The organism is Thalassobacter sp. HA4-2 (genome assembly GCF_055693705.1).
Map to the genome: position 1 here is coordinate 2,955,673 of NZ_JBVFUK010000001.1, position 19,394 is coordinate 2,975,066.

Sequence of the window (19,394 nt, forward strand, 5' to 3'; positions counted from 1 at the left end):
TGTGCGAACCGGACCGGGTGTCGCCATGACCGTTCACGCGATGCCGCCCATCCAGACACCCGCGCCCACGACCCGTGCCGCGCGGGATCGCGCGCGATGAGCGCCAAGGGTCATAAATCCGGCGGCGCACCTGTCGGTCTTATCACCGAACTGGAGGGGATCGAGGCTGCATCGGTCCTCTATCTGCGTCTTTGGACCGACGGCCCGGAGGCTCAGGCACAGGTTTGGAATGATTTTGCAACCTGCCTTGGCCCGGATCGGGGGCGAAAGGCGCTGAAGTCGTTTGAGGACCTGTGTTCCCTATGCGCGCGCCATGGGCGTCGTCCGTTGATGCGGCATTCGGTTCGGTGCCGGTGCCTCGGCGCTGACGAGTCCTGCTTTGCCCACTTCATCGCCACGGCGGCAACGGGGCCGCGCGAAGACGCCATGTTGATCGCGACGCTGCTTGTGCGCCCCGACGTGGCCCCGCTGATCGCATCCCTCGCCGCCGATGTCGGCCACGCCTTCATGCGGATGCGGGCAAAGGCCCCCAGAGGCCCCGCAACACGTTCACACGAAACACCAAAAACACTTCACTAAAGGGGCAGACCCATGAAAACCTACCTTCTTACCACGGCCATTGCGCTTGGCCTTGCGGCACCTGCATTGGCGGTTGAAACGACGGACGTGCTGGGCACCTATGCCGACATCGCCACCGCCAACTATGGCGACAGCCTGATCACGGCCCAGCGGTTGCAGGCCGCCGTAAACGCGTTGGTCGCGGACCCCTCCGCCCAGAACCTGACCGCCGCCCGCGCCGCGTGGCTGGCCGCCCGCGTGCCCTATCAACAGACCGAGGTGTTCCGGTTCGGCAATGCCATCGTCGATGACTGGGAAGGCAAGGTGAACGCATGGCCGCTGGATGAGGGGCTGATCGACTACGTCGATGCCTCCTACGGTGGCCCGTCCGACGAAAACGCCTTTGCCGCGCTGAACGTGATCGCCAACCCCACCTTCACACTGTCGGGACAAGAGATCGACGCGACGACCATCACGCCCGCATTGCTGGAAGACACCCTGCAAGAGGCCGATGGCGTCGAAGCCAATGTGGCCACAGGCTACCACGCGATTGAATTCCTGCTGTGGGGCCAGGACCTGAACGGCCACGGCACCGGTGCGGGGGATCGTCCCTGGACCGACTACGCCGTGGGGGACGCCTGTACGAACGGCAATTGTGACCGCCGTGGGGAATACCTGACCGCCGCCACGGACCTGCTGATCTCCGACCTGGAATACATGGCGGGTGCCTGGGCGATCGGCGGCGAGGCCCGCGCCGAACTGATGTCCGACGCCGATGCCGGTCTGTCCGCCATCCTGACGGGCATGGGATCCCTGTCCTATGGGGAAACGGCGGGTGAGCGGATGCGCCTAGGCGTGATGCTGAACGATCCTGAGGAAGAACATTCCTGCTTTGCCGACAACACCCATAACGACCACTATTACAACGGCGTGGGCATCCAGAATGTCTACCTGGGTGAATACATCCGCGTGGACGGCACACTGGTGACGGGGCCGTCCCTGTCTGACCTTGTGGCCAAAACCGACGCGGCCCTGGACACCGAGATGCAAGACAAGCTGGCCGACGCCGTGATGGCCTTGGGCCGTATCAAGATCGCGGCAGAGGCGGGCTTTGCCTATGACCAGATGCTGGAACGGGGCAATGCCGCGGGCGAGGCGCTGATCATGGGCGGCGTCAACGGCTTGATCGACCAGACCCGGTCCATCGAGCGGGTGATTGCCGCCCTTGGCGTGGACGGGGTCGGGATCGAAGGGTCCGATTCCCTCGATGATCCGGACGCCGTCTTCCAATAGGGCCCGGTCGCCAAAAGGGTGCGGCCATCGGCCAAGGCCGCATCCGACCTGAAACCTGATAGGCCCCGGTCCAAAGGGGCTTATTGCCTTGTTAAACACTATTCGAAAGCCGTTGCCATGGCCTCCAAGCCCCTTCTGATCGGTCTTGTCGCCACCACCTGCGCCGTCTCATTTGCCGGTCTTGCGGATACGGCGGACCCGTGGGCGCATCTGTCTGACCCACACCTGAACGTGGTCCCCCGCACAGCCGCAGAGGCCGAACGCATCGCACGCGTGACGGCCCCCACCACCGACTTCGGTCAGGCCCAACGGTTCGAAGAACGCTCTGCCGGGGCGGCAACGGTGCGAGCCCGGCCAGACGCCAACGCCTTTTCGCTGCCCTCTGGCAACATCACGTTCGAGGACGAGTTGGAGTTCAAACTGGGCAACGGGTTGTTCCGCAAACTCTGGGTGTCGTCGCCGTCATCGACCATGGCCTCGGACGGTCTGGGGCCGCTGTTCAACGCCCGGTCCTGCCAGCGGTGCCATATCAAGGACGGACGGGGCCACCCGCCCGAAAACGCCGAGGACAACGCGATTTCCATGTTCCTGCGCGTGTCGATCATGGATCCCGACGGTGTGCCCGATGACGCAAGGCTTGCCGAGATCGCAGACTACATCGCCACCCTGCCCGACCCGACCTATGGTGCGCAATTGCAGGACTTTGCCGTGCAGGGCCATGCGTCCGAATATGCGCTAGGGGTGACCTACGAGGAAGAGGTCGTGACGCTGGCCGATGGCACCGAAGTGTCCCTGCGCCACCCGACCTTTACCGCCGACAGCCTCGGCTATGGCCCCTTGGCCGACGGCGCGATGCTGTCCCCAAGGGTGGCCCCCCAGATGATCGGCCTTGGCCTGCTGGAGGCGATCCCGGCCGCCGATATCCTTGCGGGCGCGGACCCTGATGATCTGGATGGCGACGGCATATCGGGTCGCCCCAACGTCGTCTGGTCCGTCGAATTCGATCAGCCCATGCTGGGCCGCTTTGGCCTGAAGGCGGGCAATCCCACCGTGATGCAGCAATCGGCTGGCGCCTTTGCGGGGGATATCGGTATTTCCAACCCCTTGTTCCCTGCGGGCGCTGGCGAATGCACGGCCAATCAAACCCTGTGTCAGGACGCGATCCACGGAAATGATAAGCCCCGGGGCACCGAGATCGACGCCGTGGGCATGGACCTTGTGACCTTCTACAGCCGCAACCTTGGGGTGCCCGCGCGGCGCGATGTGGATGATCCCCAAGTGCTGCGCGGCAAAGAGGTGTTCTATTCCACAGGCTGCACCGCCTGCCACACGCCCAGTTTCGTCACCCACCGTCTTGAGGATCAGCCCGAACAGAGTTTTCAACTAATCTGGCCCTACACCGACATGCTGTTGCACGACATGGGACCGGGACTGGCCGACAACCGCCCCGAGGCACGGGCCACGGGCCGCGAATGGCGCACCCCGCCCCTGTGGGGCATCGGCCTGACCGAACAGGTCAGCGGCCATACCTATTTCCTGCATGACGGGCGCGCACGGTCCCTGTTGGAGGCGGTGTTGTGGCATGGGGGCGAGGCACAGGCGCAGCGCGACGCGGTGGTGAACATGCCCACCACGGACCGCGCAGCCCTGCTGAAATTCTTGGAGAGCCTATGAGACGTTTCCTACTGGCCCTCACGGTCGCCTGTGCCCCCTGTGCCGCCCTTGCAAACCCGTCCATCCCGGACATCATCGACGGCCATATCCTGCCCCGGTTCGAGGCGCTGGCCTCGACGTCTCAGGCACTTTCGCAAGCAGCGGGGCAGAACTGTGATCCAACCTCCGCAGACCTGCGCACCGCCTATGGTCTGGCCTTCGATGCCTGGGTGTCCGCATCGCACCTGCGATTCGGCCCGACGGAAGTGGAAGATCGCGCCTTCGCCCTCGCCTTCTGGCCCGACAGTCGCGGGGCCACGCCACGGGCGCTGGCCGGGTTGATCGCTGACAAAGACCCCATCGGCCTTGACCCGCAAGCCTACGGCGAAGTGTCCATCGCGGCCCGTGGGTTCCATGCGCTGGAATTCCTGCTGTACGATGATGCATTGATGCAGCCCGGGGCGTACCACTGCGCCCTTGTGCGCACCGTCACCGCCGACATCGCCGCCACGTCCGGGGCGATCCGCGCGGACTGGGACACCTACGCGGACGTCCTGTTGTCCGCAGGCCCGGGCGCCACCTACCGCAGTGACGCCGAAGTCCTGCAAGAGATGCTGCGTGCCTTGACCGCAGGGCTGCAATTCACCCAGGACAGCCGCCTTGGCCGCCCCCTTGGCACCTATGACCGGCCCCGACCCACCCGGGCCGAGGCCCGCAGGTCCGGGCGGTCCCTGCGTCATGTCGCGCTGAGCCTTGGGTCCTTGCAGGACTTGGCAGCGCATCTTGCGGTGGCCGATGCCGCATTGTCAGAAACCCTTGATCGGCAATTCCTAGACGCCCTCGGCAAGCTGGAGGCCCTGGGCGACCCGGTCTTTGCGGGCGTTGCGGACCCACAGGCCCGCCTCCGGGTCGAGGTCATCGGCCAGGCCATTGGGACCATCCGCACCACGGTTCAGACACAGCTTGGCCCGACACTCGGTGTCGCGGCGGGCTTCAATGCACTGGACGGGGACTAAGATGCAGGCGGGGCGACGTCGGTTCATGGCGGGTCTGCTGGCCGCGGGTCTGATCCCCCAACCGACTTGGGCGGATGCCGGATCACCGGCGTTCCTGTCCGCCGCCGCCCTGCCGGATCGCACCTATGTCCTGTGCGGCATTGATGCGAACCTGACTGTCACATTCCAACGCCCCCTTCCCGCCCGTGGCCATGCCGCCGCCGCCCATCCGCACAAGCCCGAAGCGGTGGCCTTTGCCCGGCGGCCGGGCACATTCGCCGTGGTCATCGACTGCGCAACGGGCATTCAAAAGGCGACCCTCGCCGCACCCGCTGGCCGCCACTTCTACGGCCACGGCGCATTCTCTGCGGAGGGTGGCCTGCTCTACACGACCGAGAACGACTACGAGGCAGGGCGCGGACGGATCGGTGTCTGGGACGTCGCGGCAGGCTACCGTCGGATTGACGAGTGGGACAGCGGCGGCATCGGCCCCCATGACATCAAACGCCTGCCAAACTCTGACGTTCTGGTCGTGGCAAACGGTGGCATCGACACGCACCCCGACACGGGCCGCACCAAGCTGAACATCCCCACGATGAAACCGAACCTGTCTTATGTCCAAGATGGCGCTGTCATCGAGGCGGTCGAACTGCCCCCCGAGATGCACAAGAACTCGATTCGGCATCTGGCCGTCTCGCCGGGCGGCGACGTCGCCTTCGGGATGCAGTGGCAGGGGGACGGCGTTGCCCCGGCCCTTGTCGGCCAACATCGCCGTGGGGGCAGGCTCGCCCTGGTGAAAGCCAGCCCAGACCAGTCGCGCGATATGCAGGGATACGTGGGCAGTATTGCTTACGTGGCCGCCGGCAAGGCCATTGCCGTGACATCCCCGCGGGGCGGTCGCGTGCAACTCTATGATGCGACGTCCCGACAAATCACGCAGGAGCGCCGGATCAGGGACGTGTGCGGTGTCGCCGCAACCCGCGACGGGTTCGTGCTGACCTCGGGGACAGGTGGACTGGAGTCCATCACAGGCGCGGCCCCACCCCGCCTGCGCACTGCACCCGTGCAATGGGACAACCACCTCGTGCCTGTTTCGGGTCACGGCTGACAGCCAGTCGACGACACGTGCGGCGATACCGCGTCGGCCATAGCCCCAGTCGCGCGGGTCTGCGTCCTTCACACAATGGACCCTCGGGCGGTGCGCCGCAGGGCGGGGCTAGCCCTTGGTGGTCGTGACCGCCTGCGTCATGGCCGCCATCAAAAGATTGAAATCATTGTTCGGGGTGACAAGATCGAAGCCTTCGTGCAACCGCTGTTTGGCCAGCGCGGCGTTGCCGCAGAAGATACCTGTCGGCACGTTTGCGGCCTTGGCACGGGCAAGGATATGGGCGATCGCGTTTGATGTGGGCCCGGGCGTGATCTCGGCCCCCGGTGCCTGCCCCAGATCCAGCGCCAGATCGTTCGGGCCCACATAGATCATATCGACTCCATCCACCGAGAGGATGTCGTCGATGTTCCCCAGCGCCTCGGCTGTTTCGATCATGGGGATCGCCATGATTTCCCCATTGGCCTTTTCGAAGTAGTCGTTGCCGCCATAAAGCTTGCCGCGCGCCGGGCCAAAGGAGCGGTTGCCATGGGGCGGATAGCGGCAGGCGGCGACCAGGCGTTCGGCCTGGGCACGGGTCGAGATCATCGGGCAGATCACGCCGTAGGCCCCCGCATCCAGAAGGTGCATGATGCCCTCGGGCCCGTCCGAGGGGGCGCGCACCAAGGGCACCGCAGGCGTGGCCGAGATCGCTTGGAACATTGTGACGGCTGTCTCAAACCCGATCATGCCGTGCTGCAAATCAACCGTGACGGCGTCAAACCCCTGATGTCCCGCGCCCTCTGCCAGATAGGGGGACGGGATCGACAGCCACGCATTTACGATAGGCTTTTGCTGCGCCAGCAGGGTGCGTAGTGGGTTGGGTCGCATGGGGTCCTCCGGTGACATGGTCTGTGAATACCTATTCATAACCGTTGAATACGTATTCACAATGGGTATACTCGAATCAGATTCGTGCTTGATCGGGAGGAAAACATGCACAAACGGACATTTTTGGCCGCGACCGCGGCTGCGGCAGCCTTGGCGCTTACGCCCATGGCCGCCACGGCGGACGGACACACCATCGATTACAACCTGCTGCCGGGCAAACCCTTTGAGGGCACAACCCTAAACATCCTGAGCGTTGTGACACCCCAGTTCGACGGGCTGATGCTGCGCGATCAGGAATTCACGGACCTGACCGGGATCGAGACCGAGTGGACGTTCATCCCCTTTGGATCGCTGCAGGAAAAGATCAACGCCGAAGGGATCGCCGCCAATGGCACCTTTGACGTGATCAACTACCTCGACAGCTGGGGCCCGCCCAACGCCCACTGGATCAAGCGTATCGACGATCTGATGGCGCGCGATGGCATTTCCATGGACCGCTATCCGGCTGCCTTCGCGCGGTCTGCGCAGTACGAGGGCGAGACGCTCGGTTTCCCGCTGCGCGCGCACCCGCAGTTGATGTTCTACCGTGCAGACCTGATCGACGAGGCGCCCAAGACGTGGGATGACGTGATCCGCATCGGCAAGGAGTTGAAGGAAACCAACCCTGACGTTGCCCCGCTGGCGCTGTACTACAACAACGACGGCAACCGTCAGAACCTGTTCATCTGGCTGAACTTCCTGTGGGCCGCAGGTGCGGAAATCTTCAACGAAGATGGCACCGCCGCCTGGGCCAAGCCCGAGGGGATTCAGGCCACCAAGGACTATATCGAATTGCACACTGTGCATCAGGTGACCAACCCCAACTCCCTGGCCTTTGTCGAACAGGACGCGCGCCAGTCGTTCATGCAGGGCAATTCCGCGATGATGCCTGTGTGGTGGTGGGCCTATTCGGGCTTCTTCAACCCCGACAGCAGCACGCTGACCAAGGATCAGGTCGCGTTCACTGGCATGCCGTCCTACAATGGCGTGACCAAGACCTACGCGATTTCCATGCCCTTCTCGATCTCGGAGTATTCCCAGAACCAGGACGCGGCTTGGGAATTCCTGAAGTGGCTGTCCAACCCCGAAATGGACAAGGCCAACGCGATCGAGCGTGAAGTGGGCGGCAAGACCATCGTCAACAACGTGGTCACGCATATCTCGTCCCTGCAGGACCCGGATGTGAACGCGGCCAACGATGGTATCCAATCCGCTGCTTGGGACTCGCTGCGGGAATCTGACATCATGCCTCAGATCCCCGAATGGCCCGAGGTCGGTGACCTTCTGTCCGCTGCCATCGCCGAAGCCGCCGCAGGTGGTGACGTCGAAGAGCTGATGACAGCCGCCGCTGATCGCGCGAACCGCGTTCTGCGCCGCGCAGGTCGGATCGAGTAACCACTCCCCCGTCGGGCGCGCGCGCTGTGCGCCCGACACCCCCTTTGCCTGCATATCCCGGAGCCGCGTCATGCGTGACAATACGCTGAAATACGTGTTGGTTTTGCCTGCCATTCTGGTGGTGTTCATGACCGCCATCTGGCCCCTGGCCGAAGCCTTCCGCATGTCCTTTACCGTGGGCCGGTTGAACCGCCCCGGGTCGCTGGATCAATACCTTGGCTGGGAAAACTACGCCTGGGCCATTTTCGATGAGCCCGCCTTTTGGAATTCTGTCTATGTGACGGCGATGTATACGCTGGTCACGGTGGCTTTGACGACGATCCTCGCGCTTGGTCTGGCGCTGTTGTTGGCCCCCGGGGGGCGGCTGCGGTCCGGCGCGCAGGCGCTGTTGATCCTGCCCTTCGCCATGAGCCCCGCGCTGATCGGGGTGTCGTTCCGGTTCATGTTCAACCCCGAGTTTGGCCTGTTCGACGCCTTTTTCGGCGTGATCTTTCCGCCCTTGGCCGATGTCAGCTGGCTGGCCGACCCGCAACTGGCCTTTGCGGTCGTGGTGATGGCGGATGTCTGGGGCTGGATCCCGTTCCTGACGCTGGTGCTGATCGGCGGCCTTGCCTCCGTGCCGCAAGACACGATCGAGGCCGCGCAGGTGGATGGTGCCAGCGGGTGGCGGGTGTTCAAGGACATCACCCTGCCGCAACTGGCCCCTGTGCTGGCCGTGGTCATCATCCTGAAATCCATCTTCAGCCTGAAAACATTTGACCAAGTCTTCATGCTGACCAACGGCGGGCCGGGCACCGCGACCCAGACCCTGTCGCATTACATCTATTTCAACGGGATGAAATACGGGCAGATCGGCTACTCGGCCTCGGTGGCGTGGCTGATGGTGATCCCGATGATCTTTCTGACCTTCGCCTATGCAAAATTCGTCTTTCGGAAGAACACACAATGACCGGCAAGCAAAAAAAGCAACTCTGGGGCGCGCTCCACGTCGTCCTGATCCTACTGGCGATCTTTGTGATGCTGGTCCCGATCATCTGGATCTTTCTGGCGGCATTCAAAGACCTTGTGGACGTCTATCAGTTGAAACTGTTCTTTACGCCCACGCTGGAAAACTTCGTCACCGTGTTCCAGTCGCCCTACAACCTGGGCGACAAACTGTGGAATTCCACCATCGTGGCCTTTGTGACCGTGGCCTTTGCGATCCCGATTGCCACGCTGGCCGCCTATTCATTCAGCCGCTTCACCTTGCGCGGGGAAACCACGATGCTGGTGATCATTCTGGCTACGCAATTCGTGCCGGCGGTGGTGATCATTCTGCCCTTCTTTGTGATGTTCCGCGATCTGGGCCTGTTGGACACGCGCCTTGGCCTGATCCTTGTGAACCTTGCCATCGTGATGCCCTTTGCGATCTGGATGATCAAAGGGTTCATCGACGGCATCCCCCTTGATACCGAAGAGGCCGCGATGGTCGACGGGTCGTCCCGCGTGCAGGTGATCAAGAACATCGTCCTGCCCATGGCGGCGCCCGGCCTTCTGACCTCTGGCATCTTTTGTTTCATCATCGCGTGGAATGAATTCCTGTTCGCGCTGATCCTGACCAACAAGGACGCCGTGACCCTGCCCATCGGCCTTGCGCTGTTCAAGGCCGAGGAAGGGGACCTTTGGAACCTGTTGTCGGCGGCAGGCATCATCATCATGGCCCCGATGTTCGTGCTGGCCCTGATGATCCGCAAATACTTCGTACAAGGCATGACAATGGGAGCTGTTCGATGACATCTAACACTTTGCGCACCTTTGGTGCGACGGAAGCGGTGCGCTAATGGCCGAGATCAAGCTCAACAATCTGACCAAACGCTGGGGCGATTTCGTCGGGGTCAACAACCAATCCCTGCATATCAAGGACGAGGAATTCCTTGTCCTGCTAGGTCCCTCGGGCTGTGGCAAAACCACGACCATGCGCATGATCGCGGGGCTCGAAGACCCCACCGAAGGCGAGATCTGGATCGGCGACCGCATGGTCAACGACGACCTGCCCAAGGACCGCGACATCGCCATGGTGTTCCAGAACTACGGCCTGTACCCGCATATGACGATCTTTGAGAACATCGCCTATCCTTTGCGGGTGCGCGGCGTGCCCAGGGACGAGATTCCCGCCCGCGTCGAAAAAGCCGCCGAGCAGGTGGAACTGACCGAGTTCCTGCACCGCAAGCCCAAGGCCCTGTCGGGCGGCCAACGTCAGCGTGTGGCCCTGGCCCGCGCCATCGTGCGCACACCCAAGGTGTTCTTGATGGATGAGCCGCTGTCCAATCTGGACGCCAAGCTGCGCGTGACCATGCGCGCGGAACTCAAACACCTCAGCCGCGAACTACAGATCACCACCGTCTATGTGACCCACGACCAGATCGAGGCGATGACGCTGGCCGACCGGGTCGCGGTGATGAAACACGGGGTGATCCAGCAGCTGGGCACGCCGGACGAAATCTACAACGATCCGGCGAACCTGTTTGTCGCGGGCTTTATCGGCAGCCCGGCCATGAACCTGATCAACGGGTCGGTGCAGGGTGGCATGTTTGTGACCACGGGCGGCACGCAGCTGGTCAAGGTCAACAGCCCCGACCGCGCCAAGGCAATCCTTGGGGTGCGCGCCGACGACATGTCCGTGCACGAGGCCGGGCAAGGCGACATCGACGTCAAGATCTATGCCTTCGAGAACACCGGCGAGGCGACCCTTTTGACGGTGCAATGGGGCAAGCAGCGCGTGATCGCCAAGGGCGACCGCCACCTGCGGAAGGAACAGGATGATATCGTAGGCATCAAGCTGAACGCAGATCACCTGTATCTGTTCGACCCAGAAACCGAGAACCGCATCAGGATGTGATGGATGACCCCCGCCGCCCCGCCCTATAGACGCGCCTAAGCCATGAGCGCCCCCCGTGTCACCGCCAGCGATGTTGCCCGCGCGGCCGGCGTCAGCCAGCCCACGGTCAGCCGCGTGTTCAACCGTTCGGCTTCGGTGGATCCGGTGAAGGCTGCGCGGGTGCGGGCCGTGGCGCAGGAATTGGGCTATGTGCCGAACTCCGTCGCGCGGTCCTTGAACTCGGGGCGTTCGCACCGGGTGGGGATCGTGCTGGCCTATCTGAAAAACGCCTTCTTCAGCGAGGCGTTGCAACGGTTGTCCAAGGCGCTGAATGCGCAAGGGTATTCGGCCACGGTCTATTTCGCGGGCAATTCCGCGGACGAAGTGGATGCGATCATCAACGATCTGAAGGCGGACCGGGTGGACGGGATCATCGTTGTGTCCACCAGCCTGTCCAACGAATTGGTCAGCCGTGTGCGCGCCTCGGACATCCCTTGCGTGTTGTTCAATCGCGGGCAAATGGACCCGGGCGCTGCCATGGTCACTGCCGCCAATATCGAGGGCGCGCGGGTCGCCACTGAATTCCTGATCGCGGGCGGCCACACCCGGATTGCGCACCTTGCAGGCTGGCGCATGGCGTTGAACGGGTTGGAACGACAGACCGGCTTCCTGACCGCGATGGAGGCTGCGGGACTGGAACCCGTGGCCTGCGTGGATTGCCATTTCCGCCGCAACGTGGCCATGGACGAGACCCGCAAATTGTTCGCGGGCGCTGGCCCCAAACCGGATGCGATCTTTGTGGCCAACGATCACATGGCCTTTGGCGTCATGGAGGCGCTGCGCGAAGAACTGGGCCTGCGCGTGCCGCAGGACGTGTCGGTGGTAGGCTATGATGACGTGCCCATGGCTGCGTGGCGCACCTTTGACCTGACCACGGTGCGGCAACCCTTGGCGCGGATGATCGAGGCCACCATCACCCTTTTGCTGGCCGAAATCGACGACCCGGCCCGCCCGCCTGAGAAAATTGAAATTGCGGGCGAATTGATCGTGCGCGGCTCTGCCCGCCGACCCACCGCCCAGACCTGAGAGGACCGCATCATGACCCAGATCACCCAAGCCCAAGCCGACGCCCGCCATGTGCAGCGCAGCGACTACACCTCCTGCACGGTGGCGTTTATCGACTGCAAAAAACCCGGCTCGCACCTGAAACAGAACTATTCGATCATCGGCCCCGGTGTGACCTCCTCGTCAGAACAGGTCATCAACCTGCCCGAGGCGCATGGGTTTAACATCGGGGCCGCCGCCATGCCCACGGGCATCACCAACAACCTGCACATCCATTTCACCGCCGAGGTGTTCATGGTCTATGACGGGACCTACACCTTCCGCTGGGGGTCGAACGGCGAAAACGAGTTCACCGCAGGTCCCGGAGATATCCTGTCCCTGCCCACTTGGATTTTCCGCGGCTTCACCAATACCGGCGAGGGCGAGGGCTGGGTCTTTACCACGCTGGGCGGGGACAACACCGGGGGCGTGATCTTCCACCCCGATATCATCCGCGAGGCGGCGGACTACGGTCTTTATATCTCCAAAAGCAACATGCTGATCGACACCTCCAAAGGCGATCCCGAACCGACCGAGGATCAATGCATCGCCCCCATGGCCGATGCCGATGTCGCCAAACTGCGCAACTATTCCATGGACGAGATGCGCCAAAGGGTCGTGACCACCGCGGACCGCGATTACCAGCCTGCCTTTGTAGACCGCGATCTGCCCGGCTGCGGGGCCGAGGTTGCCCCTGTGATCGGCTATGGCATCAGCCAGAACCGCAACCACATGGCCGCCATCCGCAACCCCCATGGGTTCTCAATGGATTGGCTGCGCCTGCAGCCGGGGCAAAAAGTGTCTGCCTTCACGCTGGCCGAGAAAATGGTCCTCATCCCGCGCGAGGGCGGCGTGCGCCTGTCCATGAACGACGAGGCCGATGTGACGATTGATCTGGGCGCATGGGACACCTATTCGGTGCCCGCCGATGTGGTGCGCAGCTTTGAGAACACCGGCGATGCGCCGGTCGAGATGCTGGTCATCATCTCTGGCGATCACCAAAAGCGCCCCCAATTCCGCGCCCATGTGATCGAGGCCGCCTATGCCAGCGGTTGGGCGCTGGACGCGCAGGGCTATGCGGCGGATGCCCATCTGGTCCCAAACTACGGCATGGTCGCCGAATAGACGGAGCCTGCGATGCCCGACCTGTCCTCCTCTCGCTGGGCTCTGGTGCCCGGGACCTTGTGCACGCAAGATGTGTTCACACCGATGCTGGGTCACTTGGGTGTGCCCCAAGATCAGCGCCATGTGATCATGCCCGACGCGCCCTGTGTCACGGATTACGACGCGGCCCTGCGCGACGCGGTGCAGGGCGGCGAGATTGTCTGCGGGTTCAGCCTTGGTGCGCTGGTTCTGGCCCATAACCTTGGGGCCTTGGCGCAGGCGCGGGCGGTTGTCCTGTTGGCCAGCAATCCCTTGCCCGATCCGGCTGAGAATCGTGCGCGTCGCGAAGCGGTGCGCGACCGCGTTTTGTCAGGGGCCGCAGGGGATTGGGTGACCGAAAACTGGGCCGCCATGTCCACCGATGACAGTCCCGCGTTGCGCGAACGGGTCATCGCCATGGCCCGGGCCACAACGCCCCTGATACCAGCGCAAACCGAACTGGCGGCCTCGCGCCCCGGTGCGCAGGACGATCTGGAACGCAGCGCGCTGCCCTTGGTGTTTGTCACCGGGGCAGAGGATCGCCTGACGCCGCCCCATCTTGTGGCCGGTATCGCCGACCGCGCCCCCCGCGCGACGCTGCAGGTTCTGGAAGGCTTAGGACACTTTGCACTGCTTGAACAACCGGGTCGGGTCGCGGCGGCGATCCGGTCGGGCTTGGCTGCGGTATTGGACCCCCCTCAGACAAAGGCCATCGCATGACCCTTCAGACGATTCCCGACACCCTGTTGGCCCTGCTGCAATCGGTGGACACGCCCACGGTGTGCAACGCCATCGAGGTTGCGCAGGGCAAGCGTGGGTTCAACCGATTTACCCGGGGCACCATGTTCCATTCGCGCCCCGGCACGCCTGCGATGGTGGGCCGGGCGCGCACCGCGCAGATTGCCGGTCTGGCCCCCCCGACCGAAAGCGATGCGGTGATCAAGGCCCGCCGTCTGGAGTATTTCCGCGCCGTAGCCCGTGGTCCCGGTCCCACCGTCACCGTGGTCGAGGACGTGGACTACCCCAATTGCATCGCCGGATGGTGGGGCGAGGTCCATGTCGCCGTGCACAAGGGGCTGGGGATCGCAGGTGCGCTGACCAATGGTGTGATGCGGGATCTGGACGTGATTGACGACGGCTTTCCCATTTTGGCTGGATCCATCGGGCCCAGCCACGGGTTCGTCCACGTGCGCACCTTGGGCGAGCGGGTGACGATCAAGGGCCTGCAGGTCTACGAGGATGACCTTGTCCATGCCGACCGCCATGGCGCCGTTGTTGTGCCAGAGGATGTGATCCCCGATCTGGAAGCCTCCATCGCGACAGTTGTGGCGAATGAAAACCTGATCCTTGGCCCTGCGCGCGCGCCGGGTTTTGACATCGAAAAGCTCGAAGCCGCCTGGGCCAATTTCGAAGCGCGGCGCACCTGATGTCGCTTGGGGCCGGCGTCGCCCGCTGTCGTCAGACCTCGCGTGTTCACCCGCAACCCGCTTGGACCCTGTTTAGGCGGCACGTCCCTTGATCACCGCGCGCGCCTCGCGGAAGGTCAACAGGCGCTTGCTGCCCTCGTCCCACAGGTGCAGGCGGGCGCATTCGATGCTTTCACGGATGGTCATGCGGTTCATTTCGGCCAGCTCACCATTCTCGCGTAGGACCTCGGGCAGGCGGTAGAACGGGATGCGGCTGTACAGGTGGTGCACATGGTGGATGCCGATGTTGCCCGACAGCCACTGCAACACGGGGTGCATGACGTAGTGCGAAGACCCGTGCAGGGCGGCGTCATGGATATCCCACGTCTCTTCCCCCTCCCAAGTGGTGTCTTCGAACTGGTGCTGGACGTAGAACAGCCACATGCCAGCTGTCGCCGCCAGCAGGGTCGAGGGCAAGAAAATCAGCAGGATCGGCATCGCCCCGCCGAAGTAGTAGATCGTCGCCAGCGCCATGAAGATCATCGCATTGGTGCCCATGGAACTGACCCAATAGCGCGCGGCGTGGGTCAGGCCCAAGGGCAGGCGGTTTTGCAAAAAGAACAGGTAGCCCGGCCCAAGGCCGAACAGAACCAACGGGTGGCGGTACAGGCGATACATCAGGCGTTTGAACGGCGTCAGCGCGTGGTATTCGGCCACGGTCAAGGTGTGCACATCGCCAATACCGCGCCGCCCCAAGTGGCCAGAGCTGCTGTGGTGGATCGCGTGGGACCGTTTCCAAACGTCGTATGGCGTCAGGGTAAACACCCCCAGAACCCGGCCCAACCAATCGCTTAACACCCTGTTCTTCAGGAAGGCCGCGTGGCCGCAATCGTGTTGAATGATAAACAGGCGCAGCAGGAACGCGGCGTTCACGACCGACAAGGCCAGCGTCAGCAGCGCGCTGATGGACAGCGCATACCACGCCAGCGCCCAGAGCGTGACAAAGGCCCCAAGGGTCACGCCCAACTCAAAGCTGGAGCGCAGAGTGCTGGGGTCACGATACTTGGACAGGGTTTTGATCCAGTCCCGGGCGGGCGCGCGCGTTTGATCCGTCATGAATAATCCGATGGTCGTTTTCGGGGACCGTGCCACGGGCACAGTTAAGAACGTGCTTACAATCGAAATTGTCCTTAGGGCAGTGTGACAAAAGCAACCAAAAGGCAAGTCACGGATCGGCGATCAGCCGCGTGGCACCCGCGCTGTCCAGTCCTTGGTGAAAACCTGTGCCTCTCCCTCGAATGCGGTCAGGTGGGCGCTGATGACGAAATCCGGCCCTTCGCCCCGTTGCGTCACTTGGGCTTCGGTGCGGATGTGCCAGTCGCCGCGCCCCATGGTGCGGGTCCATGCAAAGGTGACATGGGCCGCGCCGGGGTCGTCGTCGGGGATCACAAAGGTCTCTGTGTTGTGGATGGACAGGGTCAGGCCCGTCTCGGGGTTCAGGACCTTGCCCGTGTCCCCTTCGATCACGGTGGTCAGGGTCCGGGCCGTCAGGTCGCGCAGGATGCGCTTACCCTCGGTCCCGGGGGTCAGCTGTTGCTCTTGCAGGGGCGGGGCGCTGCGGGGCGGATCAAAATCGGCCGCAGGGGTGCCGTCCCACAGGGGCAGATCGAGGCTGCCCGCAGTGACGCGCAGGGTGACAGGGTTGGCGGACGGAAAGGCAAAGGGCCAATAGCTGGGGCTGATGGCCACGCGCAGGCGGTGCCCTGCGGGCAGACGATAGGCGATATCGTCCAGCGTGACTGTGACCTGCATCCCCTGCCCCGGCACCACGTCGCGCGGGCTGTCGTGCCCGTCCCGGTGGCGCAGGTTCAACAGCCCCGTGCTGATATGGGCCGAGGTGCCGTCTGGCCGCAGGTCGCACAGACGCACAATGACTTGGGCGTGGGTCTGGTCGGCGGACAGGGACAGGCGCACGGTGGACGCACCGCTGATCACCGTCTCTGCCAGCGGCGCACTGTCAAAGCACAGCGACAGGGCATCATCGGCGCGCTGGTCGTCCGGGAACTCTCCGGGTCCGAAACCGAAAGGGAAGTACTCGCCCGTCCCCTGCCCGCAGGCGGCCTCGGTCCGGGCGGTGCGGTCAAAGGCGCTTGGGGCATCGGCCAGCCCGGTGTCCGTAAACTGTAGGGTGCGGCGCAGCGCACCGCCCGCCGCGGCCCACTGGCCCGGGCGTTCGGTGAAATGCACCGCCGGAGGGACACTGTCCATCATCCAGACGCGCATGGGCGGGTCGTCCATGACCCCCCGGTCAATCCCCTTCAGCCAGTGATCCCACCAGCGCAGCATCTCGCCCAGAAAATCGATGCGCGGTTCAGGCCACGCGAAATGGGGATACTTGTGAACCCAAGGCCCCACGATGGCGCGGCACGGCGCGGTCAGGTTGCGCACAAGGTGCCCGGGCGTGTTGCGATAGCCGTCGTGCCACCCGCCGACGGCCAGAACGGCGGCCTTGATCGCGCCGTAATCCTCGGACACGGAACCGTGGCGCCAGTAGGCGTCCTTGTGGCTGTGGGCCGCCCACCGGTGGGCCAGAAAGGGCGTGCTGTCCAGCCGATCCAACCACGCCTTGCGCCAGCCTTCGCCATAGATTTCAGGGTCAGGGGGAAGGGAAAACCACGACAACACCGTGGCGGCCCACCCCGGGTTTTCACCCAGCATCACGCCCCCCTTGTAGTGGATGTCGTCCGCGAACCGGTCCACGGTGGAACAGATCGACACCACGGCCCTTAGGGGTTCGGGCTGCATCGCGGCCAATTGCAGGCCGTTGAACCCGCCCCAGCTGATCCCCATCATGCCCACGTTGCCATCGCACCAATCCTGCGCGGCCAGCCATTCGATGACCGCGACACCATCCGCCAGTTCGGTTGGGCTGTATTCGTCGTCAAACAGCCCCTCGCTGTCGCCCGTGCCCCGGATATCGACGCGCACGCAGGCATAGCCGTGGCCCGCCATGTAAGGATGGGTCAGGGCGTCGCGCACATGGGTGCCGTCGCGCTTGCGGTAGGGCAGGTATTCAAGGATCGCAGGCACTGGCCCCGCGCCTTCGGGCCGCCACATGCGGGCAGACAGACGGGTGCCGTCCGGAATTGGAATGACCACATGCGCATCCTCGCGCACTTCGAACGGGAAATCAGTGACGGTGTCCATACCACCCCTTTCAAACACGAAGGGCGGCGAGGTTTCCCCCGCCGCCCCGATTGACTGTCAGATGTGGGCGCCTATGCGAACCACCAACGCTCGCCCAGCTTGTTGCCGTCGTTTTCCCAGTTCGCGGCAATGTTGCCGTCGTTGGTCAGGGTCTTGGCATGGGCGCCGATGAAGTTGGCCCACATCGCCACAATGGCACCGCCATCGTCTTGCAACAGTCGCTGCGCCTCCCAATACAGGTCCTTGCGCTGCGTCTGGTCGGTTTCGGCGCGGGCGGCCACGACCACTTCGTTGAAGCGCTGCGCAGCTTCGGTGTCTTTCCAGGCTGTGTCGTTCCATTCCGTATCCGCCGTGTAGGCCGCGGAATACATCCAGTCCTGGGTCGGGCGACCGCCCCAGTAGCAGGCACACCAGCCCTTTTTGTTCCACACGTTGGACCAGTACCCATCGGACGGCTCGCGCACGACCTCGATCTCGATCCCTGCCTCTGCGGCGGAGGCTTGGATCAACTGGGCCGCATCCACGGCACCGGCAAAGGCAGCATCAGAGGCGGACAACTGGATCGGGCCGGAATGGCCGGACTTTTCGTAGTGGAAGCGCGCGCGATCTGCGTCGAACTCGTGCTGCGGCAGCTCGGTGTTCAGGAACGGCATGGCCGAGGACACGGGCACGTCGTTGCCTGCCACGCCGTGGCCCAACAGGATCTTGTCCACCAGCTCCTGCCGTTTGATCGCCAGTTTCAGCGCCATCCGCAGGTCGTAGTTGCCAAAGGGCTCAACATTCAGACGCATGGGGAAGGTGTAGTGCTGGGTGCCCGTCACCTCCAGAATGTTCAGGGTCGGCACGCGGGCCATCAGGGACACGGTTTTCGGGTCAAGGCTGTCCACATAATCCACAGCCCCGGTGATGGCCGCATTCTGGCGCGCGGTGGGGTCGGTGATCGACAGCATTTCGATAGCGTCGAAATGGGCGCGGCCCTCTTTCCAGTAGTTGGGGTTGCGCGTCAGGCTGGCCTTCACGCCGGGCTCGAACTCATTGAGGACATAGCCGCCAGTGCCGATGGGGCTTTGCGGGTCAATTGCGCCGTTTTCGGACGCCATGATCATCAGGTGATAATCGGACAGGATGAACGGGAAGTCGGCATTGCCGCCCTCAAGCTCGAAAATCACGTTGTCACCGTCCACGCGCAGGTCCGTCACAGCAGTCAAAAGGCCTTTGGCTGCCGACTTGGAGTCCTCGCCCCGGTGGTGGTTGATCGAAGCGACGATGTCTTCGGGGGTCAGGGTCTTGCCGTTGTGGAATTCGACGCCCTGACGGACCTTGAACACCCAACGGGTGGCATTGTTGTCTGCCTCGAAACTTTCGGCCAGTTCCGGGATCAGTTCACCGGTCGAGGACACCTCGGTCAGGTGGTTGCCGCGATTGTACAGCAGCGCCTGCGTGTACCCATTTTCGGACGTGCCGGGGTCAAGGTTATCGGTGGTGGATCCGTGGCCGTAGCCCACGCGCAGGGTGCCCCCCATCTTGGGCGTGGCCGCTTCGGCGCGGGTCGCAAGGCTCATGGCGGCGGGCAGGGCAACGCCTGCGGCCAGCGCGGACATGATGAACGAGCGGCGGTCAATCTGGCGTTCTGTCAGCTGTTTTGCTTTTTGCGCGATGAATTTGTCTTTTTGAGATCTCACGGTCTTCTCCCTGAAGTCGGTCGTGTGCGTGTCGGATTCGTGCCCAACACAGTCTGTTTACGACGACAGCCTAGCAGACGATCCGCG

The 19,394-nt window shown here is 63.4% G+C and carries 17 protein-coding genes; 13 read left to right on the forward strand and 4 right to left on the reverse strand.

Going from position 1 to position 19,394, the window contains the following annotated elements:
• Positions 1-96 precede the first annotated feature (96 nt).
• From ACZ1G0_RS15075 to ACZ1G0_RS15095, 5 genes are all read left to right on the forward strand, one after another.
• Positions 97-579, forward strand: a complete 483-nt coding sequence (locus ACZ1G0_RS15075) for a hypothetical protein (RefSeq protein WP_472737685.1) — start codon at positions 97-99, stop codon at positions 577-579.
• Between the two features lie 12 nt (positions 580-591).
• Positions 592-1,851, forward strand: a complete 1,260-nt coding sequence (locus ACZ1G0_RS15080) for an imelysin family protein (protein ID WP_472737686.1) — start codon at positions 592-594, stop codon at positions 1,849-1,851.
• 117 nt (positions 1,852-1,968) lie between these two features.
• Positions 1,969-3,525, forward strand: a complete 1,557-nt coding sequence (locus ACZ1G0_RS15085; protein ID WP_472737687.1) for a di-heme oxidoreductase family protein — start codon at positions 1,969-1,971, stop codon at positions 3,523-3,525.
• The gene (locus ACZ1G0_RS15090) at positions 3,522-4,520 is read left to right on the forward strand and encodes an imelysin family protein (RefSeq protein ID WP_472737688.1); all 999 of its coding nucleotides are present in this window, start codon (positions 3,522-3,524) and stop codon (positions 4,518-4,520) included. The genes ACZ1G0_RS15085 and ACZ1G0_RS15090 overlap by 4 nt, the downstream gene beginning before the upstream one ends.
• 1 nt (position 4,521) lies before the next feature.
• Positions 4,522-5,607 (forward strand): DUF1513 domain-containing protein, encoded by a 1,086-nt coding sequence (locus tag ACZ1G0_RS15095; RefSeq protein WP_472737689.1) that lies wholly within the window; start codon positions 4,522-4,524, stop codon positions 5,605-5,607.
• A 108-nt stretch (positions 5,608-5,715) separates the two neighbouring features.
• On the opposite strand, the gene ACZ1G0_RS15100 is transcribed toward ACZ1G0_RS15095, so the two are convergent.
• On the reverse strand, positions 5,716-6,474 hold the full coding sequence (locus ACZ1G0_RS15100) for an HpcH/HpaI aldolase family protein (RefSeq protein ID WP_472737690.1): 759 nt from the start codon (positions 6,472-6,474) through the stop codon (positions 5,716-5,718).
• A gap of 105 nt (positions 6,475-6,579) precedes the next feature.
• On the opposite strand from ACZ1G0_RS15100, the gene ACZ1G0_RS15105 reads away from it, so the two are divergent.
• From ACZ1G0_RS15105 to ACZ1G0_RS15140, 8 genes are all read left to right on the forward strand, one after another.
• Positions 6,580-7,908 carry an ABC transporter substrate-binding protein gene (locus ACZ1G0_RS15105; RefSeq protein WP_472737691.1) on the forward strand — a complete coding sequence of 443 codons (1,329 nt, stop codon included), beginning with the start codon at positions 6,580-6,582 and terminating at the stop codon, positions 7,906-7,908.
• 70 nt (positions 7,909-7,978) lie between these two features.
• On the forward strand, positions 7,979-8,857 hold the full coding sequence (locus ACZ1G0_RS15110; protein WP_472737692.1) for a carbohydrate ABC transporter permease: 879 nt from the start codon (positions 7,979-7,981) through the stop codon (positions 8,855-8,857).
• Complete coding sequence (locus ACZ1G0_RS15115) at positions 8,854-9,681, forward strand: carbohydrate ABC transporter permease (RefSeq protein ID WP_472737693.1); 828 nt, start codon at positions 8,854-8,856, stop codon at positions 9,679-9,681. The genes ACZ1G0_RS15110 and ACZ1G0_RS15115 overlap by 4 nt, the downstream gene beginning before the upstream one ends.
• A gap of 46 nt (positions 9,682-9,727) precedes the next feature.
• Positions 9,728-10,786 carry an ABC transporter ATP-binding protein gene (locus ACZ1G0_RS15120; protein ID WP_472737694.1) on the forward strand — a complete coding sequence of 353 codons (1,059 nt, stop codon included), beginning with the start codon at positions 9,728-9,730 and terminating at the stop codon, positions 10,784-10,786.
• A gap of 42 nt (positions 10,787-10,828) precedes the next feature.
• On the forward strand, positions 10,829-11,851 hold the full coding sequence (locus tag ACZ1G0_RS15125) for a LacI family DNA-binding transcriptional regulator (RefSeq protein ID WP_472737695.1): 1,023 nt from the start codon (positions 10,829-10,831) through the stop codon (positions 11,849-11,851).
• A 12-nt stretch (positions 11,852-11,863) separates the two neighbouring features.
• Entirely contained in the window at positions 11,864-12,994 is a 1,131-nt protein-coding gene (locus ACZ1G0_RS15130) for a cupin domain-containing protein (protein ID WP_472737696.1), read from the forward strand.
• A 12-nt stretch (positions 12,995-13,006) separates the two neighbouring features.
• On the forward strand, positions 13,007-13,732 hold the full coding sequence (locus tag ACZ1G0_RS15135) for an alpha/beta fold hydrolase (protein WP_472737697.1): 726 nt from the start codon (positions 13,007-13,009) through the stop codon (positions 13,730-13,732).
• Entirely contained in the window at positions 13,729-14,439 is a 711-nt protein-coding gene (locus ACZ1G0_RS15140) for an RraA family protein (protein ID WP_472737698.1), read from the forward strand. Before ACZ1G0_RS15135 ends, ACZ1G0_RS15140 begins: the two co-directional genes overlap by 4 nt.
• A gap of 72 nt (positions 14,440-14,511) precedes the next feature.
• On the opposite strand, the gene ACZ1G0_RS15145 is transcribed toward ACZ1G0_RS15140, so the two are convergent.
• The 3 genes from ACZ1G0_RS15145 to ACZ1G0_RS15155 form a co-directional block, all read right to left on the reverse strand.
• Entirely contained in the window at positions 14,512-15,534 is a 1,023-nt protein-coding gene (locus ACZ1G0_RS15145) for a fatty acid desaturase (RefSeq protein WP_472737699.1), read from the reverse strand.
• A 123-nt stretch (positions 15,535-15,657) separates the two neighbouring features.
• Positions 15,658-17,625 (reverse strand): CocE/NonD family hydrolase, encoded by a 1,968-nt coding sequence (locus tag ACZ1G0_RS15150; protein WP_472737700.1) that lies wholly within the window; start codon positions 17,623-17,625, stop codon positions 15,658-15,660.
• 71 nt (positions 17,626-17,696) lie between these two features.
• Complete coding sequence (locus tag ACZ1G0_RS15155; protein WP_472737701.1) at positions 17,697-19,307, reverse strand: ABC transporter substrate-binding protein; 1,611 nt, start codon at positions 19,305-19,307, stop codon at positions 17,697-17,699.
• Positions 19,308-19,394 lie beyond the last annotated feature (87 nt).

Bases quoted from the DNA above. Each gene is read 5' to 3' on its own strand.
- ACZ1G0_RS15150 (WP_472737700.1), bottom strand. From the start codon at position 17,625: ATGGACACCGTCACTGATTTCCCGTTCGAAGTGCGCGAGGATGCGCAT.
- ACZ1G0_RS15145 (WP_472737699.1), bottom strand. From the start codon at position 15,534: ATGACGGATCAAACGCGCGCGCCCGCCCGGGACTGGATCAAAACCCTG.
- ACZ1G0_RS15085 (WP_472737687.1), top strand. From the start codon at position 1,969: ATGGCCTCCAAGCCCCTTCTGATCGGTCTTGTCGCCACCACCTGCGCC.
- ACZ1G0_RS15130 (WP_472737696.1), top strand. From the start codon at position 11,864: ATGACCCAGATCACCCAAGCCCAAGCCGACGCCCGCCATGTGCAGCGC.
- ACZ1G0_RS15125 (WP_472737695.1), top strand. From the start codon at position 10,829: ATGAGCGCCCCCCGTGTCACCGCCAGCGATGTTGCCCGCGCGGCCGGC.
- ACZ1G0_RS15090 (WP_472737688.1), top strand. From the start codon at position 3,522: ATGAGACGTTTCCTACTGGCCCTCACGGTCGCCTGTGCCCCCTGTGCC.
- ACZ1G0_RS15120 (WP_472737694.1), top strand. From the start codon at position 9,728: ATGGCCGAGATCAAGCTCAACAATCTGACCAAACGCTGGGGCGATTTC.
- ACZ1G0_RS15135 (WP_472737697.1), top strand. From the start codon at position 13,007: ATGCCCGACCTGTCCTCCTCTCGCTGGGCTCTGGTGCCCGGGACCTTG.
- ACZ1G0_RS15115 (WP_472737693.1), top strand. From the start codon at position 8,854: ATGACCGGCAAGCAAAAAAAGCAACTCTGGGGCGCGCTCCACGTCGTC.
- ACZ1G0_RS15080 (WP_472737686.1), top strand. From the start codon at position 592: ATGAAAACCTACCTTCTTACCACGGCCATTGCGCTTGGCCTTGCGGCA.
- ACZ1G0_RS15140 (WP_472737698.1), top strand. From the start codon at position 13,729: ATGACCCTTCAGACGATTCCCGACACCCTGTTGGCCCTGCTGCAATCG.
- ACZ1G0_RS15105 (WP_472737691.1), top strand. From the start codon at position 6,580: ATGCACAAACGGACATTTTTGGCCGCGACCGCGGCTGCGGCAGCCTTG.
- ACZ1G0_RS15110 (WP_472737692.1), top strand. From the start codon at position 7,979: ATGCGTGACAATACGCTGAAATACGTGTTGGTTTTGCCTGCCATTCTG.
- ACZ1G0_RS15095 (WP_472737689.1), top strand. From the start codon at position 4,522: ATGCAGGCGGGGCGACGTCGGTTCATGGCGGGTCTGCTGGCCGCGGGT.
- ACZ1G0_RS15075 (WP_472737685.1), top strand. From the start codon at position 97: ATGAGCGCCAAGGGTCATAAATCCGGCGGCGCACCTGTCGGTCTTATC.
- ACZ1G0_RS15100 (WP_472737690.1), bottom strand. From the start codon at position 6,474: ATGCGACCCAACCCACTACGCACCCTGCTGGCGCAGCAAAAGCCTATC.